Annotated in this window: 13 protein-coding genes; 6 read left to right on the top strand and 7 right to left on the bottom strand. The window is 57.9% G+C overall.

Going from position 1 to position 15,852, the window contains the following annotated elements:
- Positions 1 to 44: 44 nt before the first annotated feature.
- The 4 genes from JAO32_RS14955 to JAO32_RS14940 all read right to left on the bottom strand — a co-directional run bounded on the left by JAO32_RS14955 (position 45) and on the right by JAO32_RS14940 (position 6,199).
- On the bottom strand, positions 45 to 2,681 hold the full coding sequence (locus JAO32_RS14955) for an ABC transporter permease (RefSeq protein ID WP_334241801.1): 2,637 nt from the start codon (positions 2,679 to 2,681) through the stop codon (positions 45 to 47).
- Positions 2,678 to 3,022, bottom strand: a complete 345-nt coding sequence (locus JAO32_RS14950) for a PadR family transcriptional regulator (RefSeq protein ID WP_334241799.1) — start codon at positions 3,020 to 3,022, stop codon at positions 2,678 to 2,680. The genes JAO32_RS14955 and JAO32_RS14950 overlap by 4 nt, the downstream gene beginning before the upstream one ends.
- A 113-nt stretch (positions 3,023 to 3,135) precedes the next feature.
- Positions 3,136 to 3,996, bottom strand: a complete 861-nt coding sequence (locus JAO32_RS14945; protein WP_334241797.1) for a TIGR03435 family protein — start codon at positions 3,994 to 3,996, stop codon at positions 3,136 to 3,138.
- A gap of 130 nt (positions 3,997 to 4,126) precedes the next feature.
- The gene (locus JAO32_RS14940) at positions 4,127 to 6,199 is read right to left on the bottom strand and encodes a glutaminase family protein (RefSeq protein WP_334241794.1); all 2,073 of its coding nucleotides are present in this window, start codon (positions 6,197 to 6,199) and stop codon (positions 4,127 to 4,129) included.
- 207 nt (positions 6,200 to 6,406) lie between these two features.
- Here JAO32_RS14940 and JAO32_RS14935 point away from each other — a divergent pair, with 207 nt between their 5' ends.
- Together JAO32_RS14935 and JAO32_RS14930 are read left to right on the top strand one after the other, a co-directional pair.
- Positions 6,407 to 7,165 carry a DUF305 domain-containing protein gene (locus JAO32_RS14935; RefSeq protein ID WP_334241792.1) on the top strand — a complete coding sequence of 253 codons (759 nt, stop codon included), beginning with the start codon at positions 6,407 to 6,409 and terminating at the stop codon, positions 7,163 to 7,165.
- A complete protein-coding gene (locus JAO32_RS14930) occupies positions 7,162 to 9,183 on the top strand; it encodes an LVIVD repeat-containing protein (protein ID WP_334241790.1) in 2,022 nt (673 codons plus the stop codon). Before JAO32_RS14935 ends, JAO32_RS14930 begins: the two co-directional genes overlap by 4 nt.
- 87 nt (positions 9,184 to 9,270) lie before the next feature.
- On the opposite strand, the gene JAO32_RS14925 is transcribed toward JAO32_RS14930, so the two are convergent.
- The 3 genes from JAO32_RS14925 to JAO32_RS14915 all read right to left on the bottom strand — a co-directional run bounded on the left by JAO32_RS14925 (position 9,271) and on the right by JAO32_RS14915 (position 11,440).
- Positions 9,271 to 9,588, bottom strand: coding sequence for a DUF5666 domain-containing protein (locus JAO32_RS14925; protein ID WP_334241787.1), 318 nt, complete (start codon positions 9,586 to 9,588; stop codon positions 9,271 to 9,273).
- 34 nt (positions 9,589 to 9,622) lie between these two features.
- The gene (locus JAO32_RS14920) at positions 9,623 to 10,213 is read right to left on the bottom strand and encodes a c-type cytochrome (RefSeq protein WP_334241785.1); all 591 of its coding nucleotides are present in this window, start codon (positions 10,211 to 10,213) and stop codon (positions 9,623 to 9,625) included.
- A gap of 423 nt (positions 10,214 to 10,636) precedes the next feature.
- Entirely contained in the window at positions 10,637 to 11,440 is an 804-nt protein-coding gene (locus JAO32_RS14915) for a TIGR03435 family protein (RefSeq protein WP_334241783.1), read from the bottom strand.
- A gap of 171 nt (positions 11,441 to 11,611) precedes the next feature.
- Here JAO32_RS14915 and yajC point away from each other — a divergent pair, with 171 nt between their 5' ends.
- The 4 genes from yajC to JAO32_RS14895 all read left to right on the top strand — a co-directional run.
- The gene (gene yajC / locus JAO32_RS14910; protein ID WP_334241781.1) at positions 11,612 to 11,986 is read left to right on the top strand and encodes a preprotein translocase subunit YajC; all 375 of its coding nucleotides are present in this window, start codon (positions 11,612 to 11,614) and stop codon (positions 11,984 to 11,986) included.
- A gap of 64 nt (positions 11,987 to 12,050) precedes the next feature.
- Entirely contained in the window at positions 12,051 to 13,622 is a 1,572-nt protein-coding gene (gene secD, locus JAO32_RS14905; RefSeq protein WP_334241779.1) for a protein translocase subunit SecD, read from the top strand.
- A 33-nt stretch (positions 13,623 to 13,655) separates the two neighbouring features.
- Positions 13,656 to 14,603, top strand: a complete 948-nt coding sequence (gene secF, locus JAO32_RS14900) for a protein translocase subunit SecF (RefSeq protein WP_334241777.1) — start codon at positions 13,656 to 13,658, stop codon at positions 14,601 to 14,603.
- A gap of 270 nt (positions 14,604 to 14,873) precedes the next feature.
- On the top strand, positions 14,874 to 15,852 hold a 979-nt coding region (locus tag JAO32_RS14895), incomplete at its 3' end, for a hypothetical protein (protein WP_334241775.1).

Raw genomic sequence — 15,852 nt, 5'->3', positions numbered from 1 at the left:
CAAGGGGCAGAGCTTCGGCTCTGCCCTCTGTTTTTGCACGGAGGTTATTGCGTGCGCAGGGCGGCCATGGGGTCGATCTGTGAGGCTCTTCTTGCTGGGAGGTAGCCTGCGATGAGGGCTACTGCCAGCAGTAAAACGAGTGTTGCGATGAAGGTAGTGGTGTCAGTGGGTTGGGTTCCGTAGAGCATGGCGCTGATGCTCTGCGCGACGATGAATGATGCGATGGAGCCGACGATGATGCCGATGGCGGCTAGTTGTAGTGTTCTGCCGATGATGTCGCGCAGCACCACGTCGCGCGATGCGCCGAGTGCCATGCGGATGCCGATCTCCTGCGTTTTGCGTGTGACGGAGTAGGAGATCACGCCGTAGATGCCGAGGCAGGCGAGGATCAATCCTGTTCCTGCGAAGGCAGCGACGAGGATTGCGAAGAAGCGTCGTGGTGAGGTGGAGTGATCCACGAATTCCTGCAAGGGCCGCAACTGCATTGCGGGTTGGCCGGGATTCAGTTTGCGCAGTGTCTGCATGATGGTGGGACCGAGTGTGTCTGCAGGTAGTGTGCTGCGCACAACGAGTTCGGCACCATCTTCTCCCCAGCCCTGGGTGAGAGGAAGATAGAGTTGCCATGCGGAACTGGCTTCAACGTCTGTCTCGTGAATGTCTGAGACAACTCCAACAATGCGGATTTCCTTGTCGTTCTGCATGACTTTGTGGTCGATGGCGTCTCCATTGGGGAACAGGAAGCGTGCGGCCTTTTCATTGATGATGGCGACGTTTTCGCTGGAAGCATTGTCAGTCCATGCGAAGTCGCGTCCGCGCAGATGCATGCCCATTGTCTTCACATAACCGGGTGTGGCGATGTAGATGAAGGTGGGTTGTAGCTCGTGCGGCTTGTAATCCACGCCTTTAATGCGTGGCGCGCCCCATGTGCGGTTGCGTGCGAGCGGCAGATTATCTGAGAGGCCGACGCTTTGTATGCCGGGGATGTTGGAGACTTCACTGAGTACGTTGCGATAGAAGGCGTAGCGGGGTTCGTCCTTCAGATTGGGAACGTCGAGAGCGATGGCTGCGGCCTGTGATGGTTGATAGCCAAGGTCGACATCCATGACATGCAGAAAGCTGCGCAATAGAAGCCCCGCACTTATGATGAGCACGCATGCCAGCGCAATTTCGCTGACGACCAATGTGTTGCGGAGACGATCATGGGATCGGCCTTCGCTGGTGCCGGGGCCGCTGTCTTTCAGTTGCGATTGCAGGTCGCCGCCGGTGACGCGAAGGCTTGGCATAACACCGAAGAGAAGCGTTGCACCGAAGGCGAGTAGAACAGTCCACATCAGCGATGTGGTGTCGATCCGCAGTTCTGAAAGTAGCGGTAGTGCAACGGAGCCTTGATGAGCGAGCCACTGCACGATGATTGCTGCAAGGCCGATGCCGAGCAGAGCTCCGAAGAAAGAGAGCAAAGCGCTCTCTGTGAGCAGCTGGCGGATGAGGCGGCTTCGGCTGGCACCGAGAGCGAAGCGTAGCGAAAACTCCTTGCTGCGAGTGGCAGCGCGGCCCAGCAGAAGATTGGAGAGATTGACGCAGACGATGAGCAGGATCATCGCGACGGCGCCCCACAGCATGTAAAGGGAACGGCGTATCTGGCCTGCAACATGTTCCTTGATGGCTGTAGCAACGGCGGGGCCGTAATCGCCTTTGGAGTGCGGATACTTCTTGTTGTTGTAAAACTGCGGGAAGAGGACGGCGGCTTCCGTGCTGGCCTGTTGCGTTGTTACGCCGGGCTTTAGGCGTGCGACAAGTGTGATGATGTTGCCCCAGTTGCGACCCATGTCGAGACTGAATGGGCTAAGTACATCAACACGTGTGCCAGGCGAGAAGGTTGCTCCAAAATCGAAGCTCTGCGGCAGCACACCAACGATGGTCAACGGCTTCTCGTCGACGGAGATTGCTTTGCCGACGATGTTGGGATCGCCCTGGTAGTGAGTCTTCCAGAAAGCGTGTGAGAGCAACGCAACGGCTGGTGCATTCATCTTGCCTTCGCCGGGCAGGAAGTTGCGACCCAGTTCGGGCTTGATGCCGAGCACGTCCAGAAAGTTTGGCACCACGCCGATGCCCGTGATGGGCTGGGGAATGCCGTTGCCCGTGAGCTTCATGTTGTTGGGTGAGGAGAAAGCGAAGTAGCCAGTGACGCCGCTGTAAGAGCGGTTCATGGCAACGAGGTCGTCATATGCGTCCGACGAGTAGGTGGAACCGGAGAGTCCACCGGCTTTTTCCGCGGGCTCAAGCCATACCACCTGTTGCGGGTCTTTGAACGGCAGCGGTCGCAGCAGAATGGTATTGACCAGGCTGAAGACTGCGACGTTGGCACCGATGCCAAGCGCAAGAATCAGGATGGAGACGATGGCAAAACCACGGTCGCGCTTGAGGGAGCGAAGGCCGAAACGAAGGTCCTGCTGCAGGGTGCCGAACCACGATCGCGGATGTGCGCCTGCGGATTGTTCGCGCGCGGCTTCCATGCTGCCGAATTCTATGCCTGCCTGACGGCGTGCTTCTTCCGGCGACATGCCGGATGCGATTTTGCTTTCGATGGACTGTTCCATGTGCGTGCGAAGCTCCTCGTCGAGATCGTTGGCGGGGCGGCGACGGAAGAGGAAGCCGAGACGGGTGAAGAGTTCGTGGATCATGCGAAGTCCTCCTTCGGTGCGGCGAGCACGAGAGAGATAGCAGAGCTGAGGCGGTTCCACTGATCGATTTCGCTGCGCAGTTGTTTGCGACCCACGGGTGTGAGTGCGTAGAACTTAGCCTTGCGATTGTTGTCGCTGGCGCCCCATGAGGATTCAATCCAGCCTTTGTATTCCAAGCGATGCAGTGCGGGGTATAGCGAGCCCTGGCCTACCTGCAGCACATCATCAGAGACCTGCTGGATGCGCGAGGCGATGCCCCAACCGTGCATTTCACCGTGAGCAAGTGTTTTCAGGATGAGCACATCGAGCGTGCCCTGCAAAAGGTCTGTGGATGGTGGCATTTAGCTTTCCCCTTGATACTCGACAAGAGTCTCGCTTCTTCTGTCGGATGTCAAGGGGAAGTACGTTTGGCTTGCGGGGAAAGTTCCGTGAAATTTATGCCGCAATTCGCGGACTAGTTCTGGTCAGGTCTCTCGATATGGTCGATCGTGAGGTTCAATGCCGATCCCACTCCTCGTCGCAGAGACAATCCGATAGGACTTACTGGCATTGAGCTCAATGATTGGCTTGGCCGATCTGCTTCATCGTTGATAAGAGGCAACGTAAAGTCGTACCGTCCGTTCAAGCCTGTCTTGTTCTGGATGGGATAGTCCTTGGATAGTCTCGAGAGGTAGTTAACGAACTCATCCATGGAGACGCCAACAAAGTCGACCTTGTCGGTGTCCCTTAAATAAAACCCTTTACCTAATAGAATGGGACGCCTTTTGAACGATGCGAATGATCCTGCCTGCGTTTCACTGAGTCGAGCTCCGGAGCTGCTCACCATTAAATCCAGGTAGGGAGCATCGACAGTGGCAGTGTGGAACTGTAGCTTGCAGCGATCCCGTAGTGCCGCCTGCCACGCCAAATGTAGAAGCGGAGAATCGTAACCGTCTTGTGCCTTTTGCCAGGCTGCTTCATCGGACGGGGCTACACGTGCATCCACATCGTACAGTTCATTTTCTGTCCAATCTGGTGCGTTGATTATTTTGGACGCGGACCATCTGTTCATCGGCTGCGGAAAGTACGCGAGCATGATCGCCCACTTGATCGCTACCGTGGCGTGGTAGCCATTGGGAAGATACTGCAGCGTGTAGATCGGTGTGCCCGCTTTATGAGGATGCATGGAGAACACCTCAAACGCGAATGATTTTGCGGGCTCGGGGGTATGCGTAAGTTTCTCTTCGTGAGTACTCTGCGCAAGGGCAATCGAGTTCATTGATCCGACGAAAGAAACGATTAAGGCAAGTAATGCCAAGGCGCGCTTAGGCAACACAAATCCCCTCTCATACAAAATAAGTTCGCTGGGAGTTGGAACTATCAAAGATAGAGCAGCAGCCACATCCCCATAGAACACAAAACCCCGCTTTTGACGGGGTTTTGTGTTTAGACGGATTGTGATGGGTTTACTTGGCTTCCTTGCGGTATTTATCTGCAAGTGGCTTGTCGGCGAGGGCTTTGATGAAGAGGCCGCCGACTACGCTGCGGGCCTGGAAGCCAACCTGCTTGCCGGTGATGGTGTCGTACCAGTCGGTCATGGGGACGCGGCTGGTGGTTTCGTTGGCCCAGGTATAGAGCGGGTCAACGAGCGTGTTGAAGTCGGCTTCATTGTCGGCGAGTGTAGCGGTCCACATCTCCCAGTCGAGCTTCGTGTAATCCTTACGGCTGTCGAGCGGCAGGCCGTACTTGTTCAGCTTCGTCTTGTAGAAGGCGATCTCGCTTTCACGTACGCTCTTGGGGAACAGGTCGAATCCCAGCAGCTTGTCCCAGATGAGGTTGTACTTCTGGCTCCAGGTGTTGGGTGAGTCGTAGGCGAGTTTGTAGTGATCGCCTTCCTTGTCCATCTCCATCCACTTCTTCGCGTAGGCGTGTGCGTCGTCGTTGTACTTCTTCGCTTCGGCGTCGTGGTGCAGCAGCTTGGCGAGATCGGCGTAAGCGGCCATGGCGTCGATGGCCTTCAGCGCGAGGTTTGCGTTGTGCGTGACGTGTCCGGCGAAGTCGTCGGTGGTGAGCTGGTTTTCGGGGTCGAGGCCGTGTTCGTGCAGGAAGTTGGCCCACTGCGAAAGCTGCGGCCAGAACTGCTGCGCGAGTTTCACGCCTGCGTTGTTGGGTTCGAAGCGTGCGAGCGCGTCAACGAGCAGGATCATGTTGCCCGACTCTTCTACGGGCATCTGGTTCTCTTCCGTCTTTTCGCCACCGCCGTAGTCCTGACCATTGGCCAGCGGATAACGGCCCAGGTCATGCGGAGCGAAGGGGAAGCGCCAGCGATTGGGCAGCGCGGAGTATTCGAGAATCGGCAATACCTGCGCGTGCAGCAGACGTGGGTTGAAGAAGAGGAAGATGGGCGCGGAGGGATAGAAGACGTCGACAGTTGCTGTGTCGCCGTTGCTGAAATTTTCTTTTGCAAAGAGCAGCGGCTGGCCGTCGGTGTCGGCAATGAGTTTGTGTGCGGCGATGCTCTGGCGATAGGACAGCGTACAGAGCCATGCGTACTTCTCGCCTGCGGTTGCGGTGAGGTCTGCCTTCAGCTTTGCATCGAAGGCGTTGCCTTTTGCATCGAGCTTGGTCTGTTCGGCGAGTGCCTCTTCCAGCATTTGCGATACGGGCTTGCCTTCACGCTGCCACCACGGGCGCAGGCGCTTGTTCAGTACTTCCATGCTGTAGCCGTCGGTGTAGCTGACCATTGCAGTCTTGGATACGGCTTGCGCGTTGACGGCGCCAAACGGAATGGCTACAGCCATTTCCGTCTGGCCCTTGGTGAAGGGCGCGGGGCCGTCGATGTCGTCGTTGGCGGGCAGCATGCCATCGGTGGCGAAGGCGTGCGCGGTGCCGCTGGCGAGCGAGGTCTTGGGCTGTGCGTCGTTCGGCACGGCGATGTGGAAGTAGCCCCAGTCGATCTTGAGGTCGTCACCGCTGCGGTTCAGTACATTCTGCGACTGCGTGCCGACGGAGAGCACGGTGAGGTTTGCAGTCTGCTGACGCGAGTACGTTACGGGCTGGCCGCTGTAGCTGGTGGCCATCTCTGCGTTGGCGTTGAGGAAGACGCTGACCTGGTGCGATGCGCCGTCGGTGCTCTTCGCGGTCCATGTCAGATAGGTGACGGGGCGCGAGAGCGTGTCGAGGTCGTCGAGGAATGCCGGTGTGAAGAAGGTCAGATCAATCGCTACGCCGTTGCCTGCGAAGTGATATCGCGTGTGGGTGAAGGTCAGCTCGCTGCCGGTCTGCTGCAATGCCGGGATGTCGCGGCTGTTGCCCATGATGCGATAGGACTTACCGTCGATGCGGACGAGGCTGTTGAGCGGCTGCGGATGGCCTGTCCAGTGCTTTGTCGGCTCCGCTGTGAGCGTGTCGGCCATGGACCATACAGAGAAGTATGGGTCGTGCGCGATGAGCGGCGTGGCGGGCGGGCGTTCCACCGTTTGGGCCGTGAGCGTGGAGGCGGCGACGAGAAGCAATGATGCAACGTAGCGAGAGAGCATTTGGGGACGTGTTTTCTCCGGAAAGTTAAGCGAAGCAAGGATATCGCGATGTGGGTGGTAATGTCCGTTTTGGTAATTGCGAATGAAGTCGCAGAAAGGCGCTGTGATATGTGAGTTTTCCGTTGCAGTGATGCGCAGCGTGAGACATACTGAGTCACCGCGATTTTTCATCAACTGTTTTTGAACCGTTCCCCTGAGGGTTGGTGTATGGCCGTTCTTTCACGCGTTGTTGGCGTTCTTGTGTGTGGATGTGCGTCACTGGCGTTCGCGCAGGCGCCGAACATTGTGCAACCCGGTGCTCCGGGCAAACCTACGCAGGAGTTGACTGCTGTAACTGCGGCTCCTCCGGCCAAAGGGCCGAGCGAAGCCGATGTGAAGTTCATGCAGGACATGATCATGCATCACAGTCAGGCTATTGAGATGACAGAGCTTGCGAAGACCCGTGCGACAAACACGGATGTGAAGGCACTGGCATCGAAGATTGATCTGTCGCAGGGCGATGAGATTCGCTGGATGAAGCAGTGGCTGGCAGAGCGTGGGTATCCCGAAGCTCCTGCAGGTGGCATGGACCACATGGCGGGTATGGACCATTCGCAGATGGCGGGTATGGATCACGGCGATATGGCCGGGATGGACCACTCGCAGATGCAGGGCATGGATCACGCCGCCATGAATCATGATGGCGCGAAGAAGACCGATCCGATGGACGTGGCGCCGATGGTTGGCATGTTGACGCCGCGACAGATGCAGGCGCTGCGTGCAGCGCATGGCGCAGAGTTTGACCGGTTGTTTCTAACCGGCATGATGCAACACCACAGCGGCGCATTGCTGATGGTGAAGGAGTTGTTTCAACAGCCGGGGGCAGGACAGGACCCACAGCTATTTGACTTTGCAAACGACGTGGACAACACGCAGCTTGCAGAGATCGACATTATGAAGGGCATTCTTCGAAAGGTGAATCCATGAAACAGTTCTCCTCGCTCAAAGCCGCGTTTGCAGTTGCCGCGGTCTTCGCCTGTTCGCTGCCGGTGTTGTCCGCGCAGATGGACCATGAAAAGCCGATGGCTACCCCTCCGCCGCCGACGGTGTATGTGAATCCGCGCGCGCCGGAGAGTGATCCGCGTGTGGGCCTGAAGGCCGGTCTGTATGACGCAGGCACTGCCGCCAAGGGGTTGGAACTGGTGCAGACCATTGCCAAGCCTGCTGGATTTGCACCGGATGAAAGTAAGATCCCCGCATGGGAGGATGCTGCTCCTCCTGCACCGGGCGCGCCGCGTGGCGCTGCGATTCCAGCTCCGTATGGCACCACGAACTCTGACCTGGCGTTCAAGGGCAAGTATGTGTTCGTGGGCAACTACTATGGCGTGAACACCTATGACATCTCCGATCCGGCACACACGAAGCTGGTGACCAGCATGGTGTGCCCCGGCGGTCAGGGCGACGTTTCGGTTTACGGCAACCTGCTGTTCATGAGCGTGGAAGCTGCGAACGGCCGTATCGACTGCGGTGTGCAGGGCTTTTCTTCGTTGGAAGAGGCGCAGAAGGCACAGGCTGCTCAGCGCGAGCAGTTGGCTAACCTGTCGCCGGAAGAGCGGCAGAAGGCAATGGCCGGCATGATGGCCAATCGCAAGCCTGAGCCTGCTGAGAAAGATCGCGTGCGTGGCGTGCGTATCTTCGACATCAGCGATGTAACGAAGCCGAAGCAGATCACTGACGTGCAGACATGCCGCGGATCGCACACACATACTGTGGTCGTCGATCCGAAGGACAAGGACAACGTGTATATCTACGTGTCCGGTTCCGCGGGTGTACGCGATGCGAAGGAGCTTGCAGGCTGCTCCGGTGCTTCTCCTGATGAAGACCCGAACACTGCGCTGTTCACCATCGTTGTGATCCAGGTGCCGTTGGCGCACCCGGAGCTGGCGAAGGTTGTGAACTCGCCGCGCATCTTCACCGATCCTGAGACGGGCAACATGAACGGCCTGTGGAAGGGCGGCAACCACGGCGAGGGCACGCAAAGCACCAGCGCAACGCGTGGCTGCCACGACATCACGGTGTATTCGGCAGTGGGTCTGGCTGCGGGCGCATGCTCGGGCAACGGTATCCTGCTGGATATTTCGGATGTGGTGCATCCCAAGCGTCTGGATGCGGTGAGCGATCCGAACTATGCTTTCTGGCATTCTGCGAACTTCACCAATGATGGCAAGGCGATTCTCTTCTCTGACGAGTGGGGCGGTGGCGGTCAGCCGCGCTGCCGTGCAACCGATCCGATGCAGTGGGGCGCGGATGCCATCTTTGCCATTGGTCCGGACAAGAAGATGACGCTGAAGAGCTACTACAAGATGCCGGCATCGCAGACCGACAAGGAAAACTGCGTGGCGCACAACGGTTCGGAGATTCCGGTTCCGGGACGCGCGCTGCATGTGCAGAGCTGGTATCAGGGCGGCGTTTCGCTGGTGGACTGGACCGATCCGGCACATCCGTTTGAAATCGCTTACTTCGACCGCGGACCCATCAGCGGCAAGAAGTTTGCCATGGGCGGCCAGTGGTCCACGTACTGGTACAACGGCATGATCTACGGTTCGGAGATTGCCCGTGGACTGGATGTGTTGAAGCTGACACCCACGGAATTTCTGACGCCGGACGAGATTGCCGCAGCGAACCAGATTTCGTTCAAGGAACTGAACGTGCAGGATCAGCCGAAGGTGGTGTGGCCTGCAACGTACATCACTGCGAAGGCGTATCTGGATCAGCTTGGCCGCGGCGATTCGCTGCCGAAGGACAAGGTGGCTTCCATCAAGGCGCTGGTGAACCAGGCCGGTACCGACAAGAAGGCTGCCGCGAAGCTGAAGGGCATGGCGGGCGAACTGGATAAGGCTGCCACGACTGCCAAGACTCCTGCGGATGCAAAGCGCTTGCAGGGGCTGGCAGAGATCTTCCGCAAGAATGCAGATGGTGCAGCTCTCACGGTGGCTTCGCTGTAACTTACTTCAACGCATCACAAACGAGCCGCGGCCTTTATGGTCGCGGCTCGTTTCTTTGTCTTAAACGCTTGCTGCTTGAACTGGGCGTTAGTGGCTGTGGCTTGCTGCCGTGGTGGTACCCACTTCCACTTCTGCGGCGAGGAATTTGTCATCCACCTTCTTGGCATGGATGACGACGCGGTCGCCGGTATGGACGTCTTTTGCGGTGATCATGTCCTTGCCACGCATCCACATGGTTTTTGCATCGGTCAGGACGGGAGTGATCTTGCCGTCCTTCGGGTTTTTGACGTCGATGGAGGTCGCGGTGATGGCAGTCACCGTGCCCATGATGTGTTCCATGCCGTTATGGGCAAAGGCAGAGACGCTGAGGACGAGAGCGAGAGGAGCAGCAAGCAGGCGCTTCACGATTGGTTCGTTTCCTTTCCTAACCACTTCCAAGTTACTGCGCGGCTGGGGCACCGTTCAGAAACTCCTGTTCCTGTTTCTCTTCTTGTAACTCATCCGGGCTCTTGGGATTCATGCCATTCATCCGTTCGACTTCAGTTGGCGTGATCTGCGGCAGATGACGGAGAAAGCGAACCAGCTTCCAGGAATCTGCGCCGTCGTCATTGGACGAGCCGAAAGCAGGCATGCCGGTGAGTCGCACACCGTTCTGGATGATGAAGAATAACTCGCCGTCACTAAGGTTCTGCGTTGCGGCAAGCCGAAGATCGGGCGGCTTGGGATAGAGTCCTTTGCCGTACATGGTGTCACCAGAACCGTTGTTGGCGTGGCAGGAGGCGCAGTGATCGGCGTAATGCGCCATGGCTTCATGCTGCACTGAAGGCGAGTCGGCAATAGGGTTTTGCAGGGACTTTGCAGAGGCAGGTATGGCCAGTCTGCGGGTGTATCGTGCCAGGGCCGTCTCTACATAGGAGGGCGTTGCTCGCGCGCTGAAACCGCCCGTATGTCGCGCCCAGACAACGGTTGCCAAAGCAGCAAGACCGACCAGTAAGAACAAGCATGCGAGCGTTCGTAGCAGGACCTTCATCAGCGATGTCCTTTTATAGGTCACAGGTGCAATGAAAAGAGTGTGCCTTCAGCATACGGCCAGAGGTAATTAAGTTCGCATGCAAATGCGTCAGAGCCAGTAATCATGCGGGATTGGTGCATGTCCTAAATGATGTTGCCGCTGATATCAGCAGCTATATCAACGTCATAGGCCACGGTATGTGTGCGTAAATGGCGTTTGCCAGCGATTCATTTCAGCGCGTAGATTCTTGCGATGCTGTTTCTTTGTAATTGCCCTGGTCGTGTGCTGCGTAGGTGGCCTAAGAGGACGTGGCTGGAACGCCACGTGTTGTGGAGGTTTGGTCTGTATCCGTGGGAGTGTGTGCAGTGTCGCCGCACCTTTTACAGAACAGATAGTAAGGCTGAAGACAGGAAGAATCGGGCTTCAGGGGAAAAGCAGACATCAGTCCGGTGAGGGTTTGGTGATGTTGTCCACTTGAATGGCCGGAACGGCAGTCTTTGTGGGTACAAGCCTGAGGCCAAGTTGCTGCTGAAGTGCTTCGAATAACGATGGCAGGTCGCTTACGTTGGCAGAGAGAGCGCTAAGCTCCGGGGTCCAATTCAGCTTCCAGTTGTATTCGCCAGACATGCCGGTATGGTCCACGATGGGATGCCCCTGGACCTCCGGCATCGCGGACATGCGCATCACCAGCAGCGACATAGGTGCCCCGTTGGCGGTTATGTGACCGTTGCCGCCATCCAGTCCGTGGAAGCCTTCGATTACGGGGCCAGCGGGCGTCACTTTTGCTCCGGCTTTCGACACGGTTAGTTCGTAGGCTGACAGCACCCGCGTGGTTTTCGATTCGCGTAGTCCAAAGCGCTCATGCAGCAGTTCGAGTGTGAGCTGGCGCATGAGTGCGATGCGCTGATCCAGCGGGCCTGTCTCCAGCTCGTGTGAGATGTCTTCTTCTTCCGTGGCCTGAATGTCCCAGCGGTCTTTCTTTGCCCAGTCCGGCAGATTGACGATCTGTTCGTCCGTGGTGAGGTCGTAGCAGAAGCGCAACATGTCGGCGACGGTGATGCGCCCTAACTCGGCTCGACCACCGTCAAAGCGAACGCTAAAGGGTTTGGGATCACCCACGTAGGGTTTGACGGAAGTGACAGCAAAGCTGGGATGGGAAGTGTTTTGCGCGTGTGCGCCCCATGACATCAAGCCCATAAGAGAAACGGCTGCAAAAGTGATGGAACGGCCGAGAAGCGATGCCATAGCTGACGATAACTCGCGGAACCGCCTGGTAACTATGCGAAATCTTGACACTGTGGCGGTATTCCTTGAGCATATTGGACTAGCACCCCTCTGTCTTTTGCCGGCTGGTGTTTCCGTCGTCCCGGTGGGAGCGGGTACTTCTGCCGTGCAAATCCACTGACATCTGGTGCCATGAATTTCGCCCGCGAACCCGTTGCGGGCGCGGAATCAAGGATGTTCCCTGTGCACGCATTGTTCGCTCTCTACTTCTTGCAATCCAGCGGCGGCTCCGCATTTGGCGGATTCAGCCTGCTGCTGCCTGTACTTCTCATCGGCATGGTGCTGCTTACAGCGATTCCTAACCAGCGCAAGCAGAAGAAGTGGAACGAGCAGCTTTCGCAGTTGAAGTCCGGCGATCGCGTTGCTACAACGGGCGGCATCCGCGGCACTATCGTTAGCCTGAAGGACGACGTGGTGGTCCTTCGCACGCAGCCGGACGGCATCAAGCTTGAGTTTCTGAAGACCGCCATCGCATCCGTGACCACGGAGGAAGAGGCGGGACAGTAAGTTCTGGTGAGAGAGCCTTGTGTCTCTGAGAGACGCGGGTCCCCACAGCCTTAGATAGATATCCATGCAGAAGAATCTGAACGGCAAAATCGCGCTCATCATCGCCATCCTGGTGGTGTTTCTTTACGGCATCTTCGGTATCCCGCATGGCGGGCTGAAGGAGTCCATTACACGACGCATTCACCTGGGCCTGGACCTTCGGGGCGGTACGCACATTGTGTTGCAGGTAAAGACGGCGGAAGCCGTTGCAGCCAGCAGCGACAACGATATGGTGCGTGCGCAGGATGCAGCCAGCAAGGTCGCTCCCGGAGCCCATGCCACCAAGCCCGATCCGTCGCAGCCGGTGATCGTGGTCAGCGGCGTATCGCAGAACAATATGTCTGCCGTGCGCGATGCACTGAGTGCGACTGAGTTTTCCGCGTACGACTTGGCCTCCACCGCTGACGGCTACAAGCTGACGATGAAGCTGGCTGAGGTGAAGGAACTGCGCGAGCGCACTCTGGAGACGTCGATCGAGACGATCCGTAGCCGCGTTGACTCGCTGGGTGTGGCCGAGCCGACTATCCAGAAATACGGCTTGGGCGAAGACCAGATCCTCGTCGAACTGCCGGGCATTGATAATGCCGACCACGTTCGCGATGTGATCCAGTCCACGGCACGCCTTGAGATTCACGAAGTGACCGGTGGCCCGTTCACCACGGAGCAGGACGCGCAGATGCAGCTGCAGCCAGACTCAGTTCTGGTGCAGGGTGGCAACGCGCTGGGCGACCAGTCGTGGTGGGCGCTGAAGCGCATCGCTGTGGTGCAGGGACCGGACTTCCGCGATGCACGCGCTTCGCAGGATGAAGCCGGACGTCCGGACGTTTCCTTCACGCTAACCACGGGCGCAGGCGACCGCTTCTACTCGTACACCAGCACCAACATTGGCAAGCAGATGGCCATTGTTCTGGACAACAAGGTGCGCGAAGTGGCGAACATCAACGGCGCCATCCGCGACCAGGGCCAGATCAGCGGCGGCGGTTTCACGAAGCAGACGGCAAGCGATCTTTCGCTGATGCTGCGCACGGGTTCGCTGCCTGCGTCGATCGTGTTCCTTGAGACGCATACGGTTGGGCCTTCGCTGGGTGCCACGAGCATTCGTCAGGGTGTGATCGCATCGGTCGTGGGCATGATGGCCGTGATGATCTTCATGCTCATCTACTACAAGGGCGCGGGCATCAACGCGGATCTGGCGCTGATCCTGAACCTGGTCATCCTGCTGGGTTTCATGGGTTTCACCGGATCGACGCTGACACTGCCGGGTATCGCAGGTGTGATTCTGACCATTGGTATGGGCGTGGACTCGAACGTGCTGATCTTCGAGCGTATTCGTGAAGAGATTCGTGCGGGCAAGAATGCCAGTGCGTCTGTCTTCGGCGGATTTGATCATGCCTGGACCACCATTCTGGATACGCACGTCACGACCATCGTTTCCGCACTGATCCTGTTCTTTGTGGGAACGGGCCCGGTTCGTGGTTTCGCCGTGACGCTCATGTTCGGTCTGTTGGCCAACCTGTTTACGGCTGTGTTCGTTTCGCGCGTGATCTTTGACAGCATTCTGCAGCGCAAGACGCGCGGCGAAGCATTGTCGATCTAACGTTTCTGTTTCTGTAGTACCGAGGTTTCGCAAGTGGAATTCTTTCGAGATAGCAACATCGACTGGCTCAGCAAGAAGTGGCTGTTTCTTGGCTTCTCGCTGATCTTCTCCGTGGCCGGCGTGCTGAGCATGCTGTTCTGGCACCACATTCCCGTGGGCATTGATTTCAAGGGCGGCACGCAGGTGCGTGTGTCGTTTCCGCAGCAGCCGAACGAGGACCATCTGCGTACCGCGATGGACCGCGCCGGCATTCACGATGCCAGCATCCAGCGCCTGAACGGCGCCAATGGATATGAGGCTGTCATCACGTTGCCGGAGACGAGCGATTCCAATTCCGATTCCGCGCGCGCAACCGTGGTGAAGGCTCTGGCCACCAATTACACGGACTCAGCGTCACGCGTGGAAGACGCCTACACCGTGGGACCCACGGCTGGTAAGCAACTGACGCGGCAGGCGGGCTGGGCCATTCTGTGGTCGCTGCTGGGCATGCTGGCATACCTGTGGTTCCGTTTTGAGTTCATTTACGGTGCGGCTGCCGTGATCGCGGTCTTCCACGACACGCTGATCACCATCGGCGCGTTTTCGCTGACGAACCAGGAAATTACGCTGACGGTGATCGCGGCCATCCTGACGCTGGTGGGTTACTCCATGAACGATACGATCGTGGTCTTCGATCGTATCCGCGAGAATCTGCAGTTGATGCGTCGCGCCACGTTGTCTGAAGTGGTAAACAAGAGCATCAACCAGACGCTGTCGCGAACCCTGCTGACGTCGGGCCTGACGTTCCTCACCGTGCTGGCGCTCTACCTGTTTGGCGGCGAGGTGCTGCATGGTTTCTCGTTTGCTCTGGTGATCGGCATTTTGATCGGTACGTACTCGTCCATCGCGGTGGCCGCACCCATGCTGGTGGCTTACACCGATTGGCGCACTAGCCGAGGCAAGAGCTCTGGTCTGCAGACAGGACGCAAGGCTACGGCTTAATCCTGTTGCAACGCTTTGCAGAGACGGACGCTTCGGCGTCCGTTTTGCTTTTGACCTTGCCATGAATGTCTCTGCCAAATCATGTGTTTACCGGTTCGAGGCAACAGGTTTTTGCTTGGCATCGTAGTTGCATGAAAAGAAAGCGGATGCTTTGGAGATGTATGGCTCTGAGGCCAGACGCCGTAAAACGGCAACGCTCGCCGGATTTCCGTGTCTGTACGCTTATAGCTAGGGAATGCGTCCATTCTTCAAGGAGGAATTAACGCCGGAATGCTTCAGCCGTCGCAACTTGAGGATGTGTCCGTCCGTTACGCGGATGAGATCGCGGAGATGTCCGAGTTTTTCACCACAGCCGGTGTGGCTGTGGAAAAGCCTCAGGCACTGGCCGCGGTGGTTCGACGGCTGGGCGAAGACCGCGGGTTTCATCGCGATCTGACGTCGCATGTGTGGGTAATGCTGCATCGCCGTGGCAGCGACGTCCGTTATGGCGAGACGCTGGGTGTCGTGGCGTTGGCGGCTGCTGGCAAACGGCTCGCAGCGGATGCTGATGAGGGTGTGGCGCACGATCTTTTGCGCTTTGTCATGGGGGCGCATGACGGGTTGAATCCACCGGCTCGCAGCGTGGATACGGCTTCAGTTTTACCGGAGCCCATCGCTGCGTCGATCGAATCCATCGCGCCTGTGCAAAACGCTGGCGCCGATGTGGAAAAACTCGCCACCCCGGCTACGCAGGTTCTTAAAAATCCACTGATTACGCAGTTCCCTGCATCTTCGCGTGAGCCCATGCATGCGGAAGTCGAGCCTTTTGCTCCTGTGGAAACTGTTGAAATTCCGCCTGCAAAACCTGCCCTGGATACACCGATTCGATTCACGCGGGTGAGTGCGGAAACCGCCGAAGCCCCCCGTAGCAGATTATCTCTATGGATTGGATTGGCGGCGGTGCTTGTGCTGGCGGCGCTGGTCGGAGGGTGGTTCTATCGGAATACTTCTGCAGCGCCGGAAGCGGTTGCAGCGCCCGCTCCGGTGATTGAGGGGAATGCGACCCCGACAGCCGCGCCGGAAACTCCTATTGTGAAGCAGCCAGAGCCGGAAGCCCCGGCTGTGGAGCCTACCCCAAGCGAACCCAGGCCCTCGGCTCCTTCCAGAAACAGCCATTCGTCGCGTGTGGCCGCGACCTCGCATCGGCAGCCTGCGCCCGCACGTCAGACATATCCTGTGCCTTCGCCTGCGCGAGTGGCACCGTCCGCGC

Origin of the sequence: Terriglobus sp. ADX1 (assembly GCF_036877645.1) — a bacterium.
Classification (GTDB): Bacteria; Acidobacteriota; Terriglobia; order Terriglobales; family Acidobacteriaceae; genus Terriglobus.
Note: the sequence above shows the minus strand (reverse complement) of the source record. Positions and strands in the feature narration are given on the sequence as shown.

What these genes read in the sequence shown, in the direction of transcription:
- JAO32_RS14950 (WP_334241799.1), bottom strand. Translation starts at nt 3,022, where the DNA reads ATGCCACCATCCACAGACCTTTTGCAGGGCACGCTCGATGTGCTCATC.
- JAO32_RS14920 (WP_334241785.1), bottom strand. Translation starts at nt 10,213, where the DNA reads ATGAAGGTCCTGCTACGAACGCTCGCATGCTTGTTCTTACTGGTCGGT.
- JAO32_RS14915 (WP_334241783.1), bottom strand. Translation starts at nt 11,440, where the DNA reads ATGGCATCGCTTCTCGGCCGTTCCATCACTTTTGCAGCCGTTTCTCTT.
- JAO32_RS14940 (WP_334241794.1), bottom strand. Translation starts at nt 6,199, where the DNA reads ATGCTCTCTCGCTACGTTGCATCATTGCTTCTCGTCGCCGCCTCCACG.
- JAO32_RS14930 (WP_334241790.1), top strand. Translation starts at nt 7,162, where the DNA reads ATGAAACAGTTCTCCTCGCTCAAAGCCGCGTTTGCAGTTGCCGCGGTC.
- secD (WP_334241779.1), top strand. Translation starts at nt 12,051, where the DNA reads ATGCAGAAGAATCTGAACGGCAAAATCGCGCTCATCATCGCCATCCTG.
- JAO32_RS14955 (WP_334241801.1), bottom strand. Translation starts at nt 2,681, where the DNA reads ATGATCCACGAACTCTTCACCCGTCTCGGCTTCCTCTTCCGTCGCCGC.
- JAO32_RS14935 (WP_334241792.1), top strand. Translation starts at nt 6,407, where the DNA reads ATGGCCGTTCTTTCACGCGTTGTTGGCGTTCTTGTGTGTGGATGTGCG.
- yajC (WP_334241781.1), top strand. Translation starts at nt 11,612, where the DNA reads ATGAATTTCGCCCGCGAACCCGTTGCGGGCGCGGAATCAAGGATGTTC.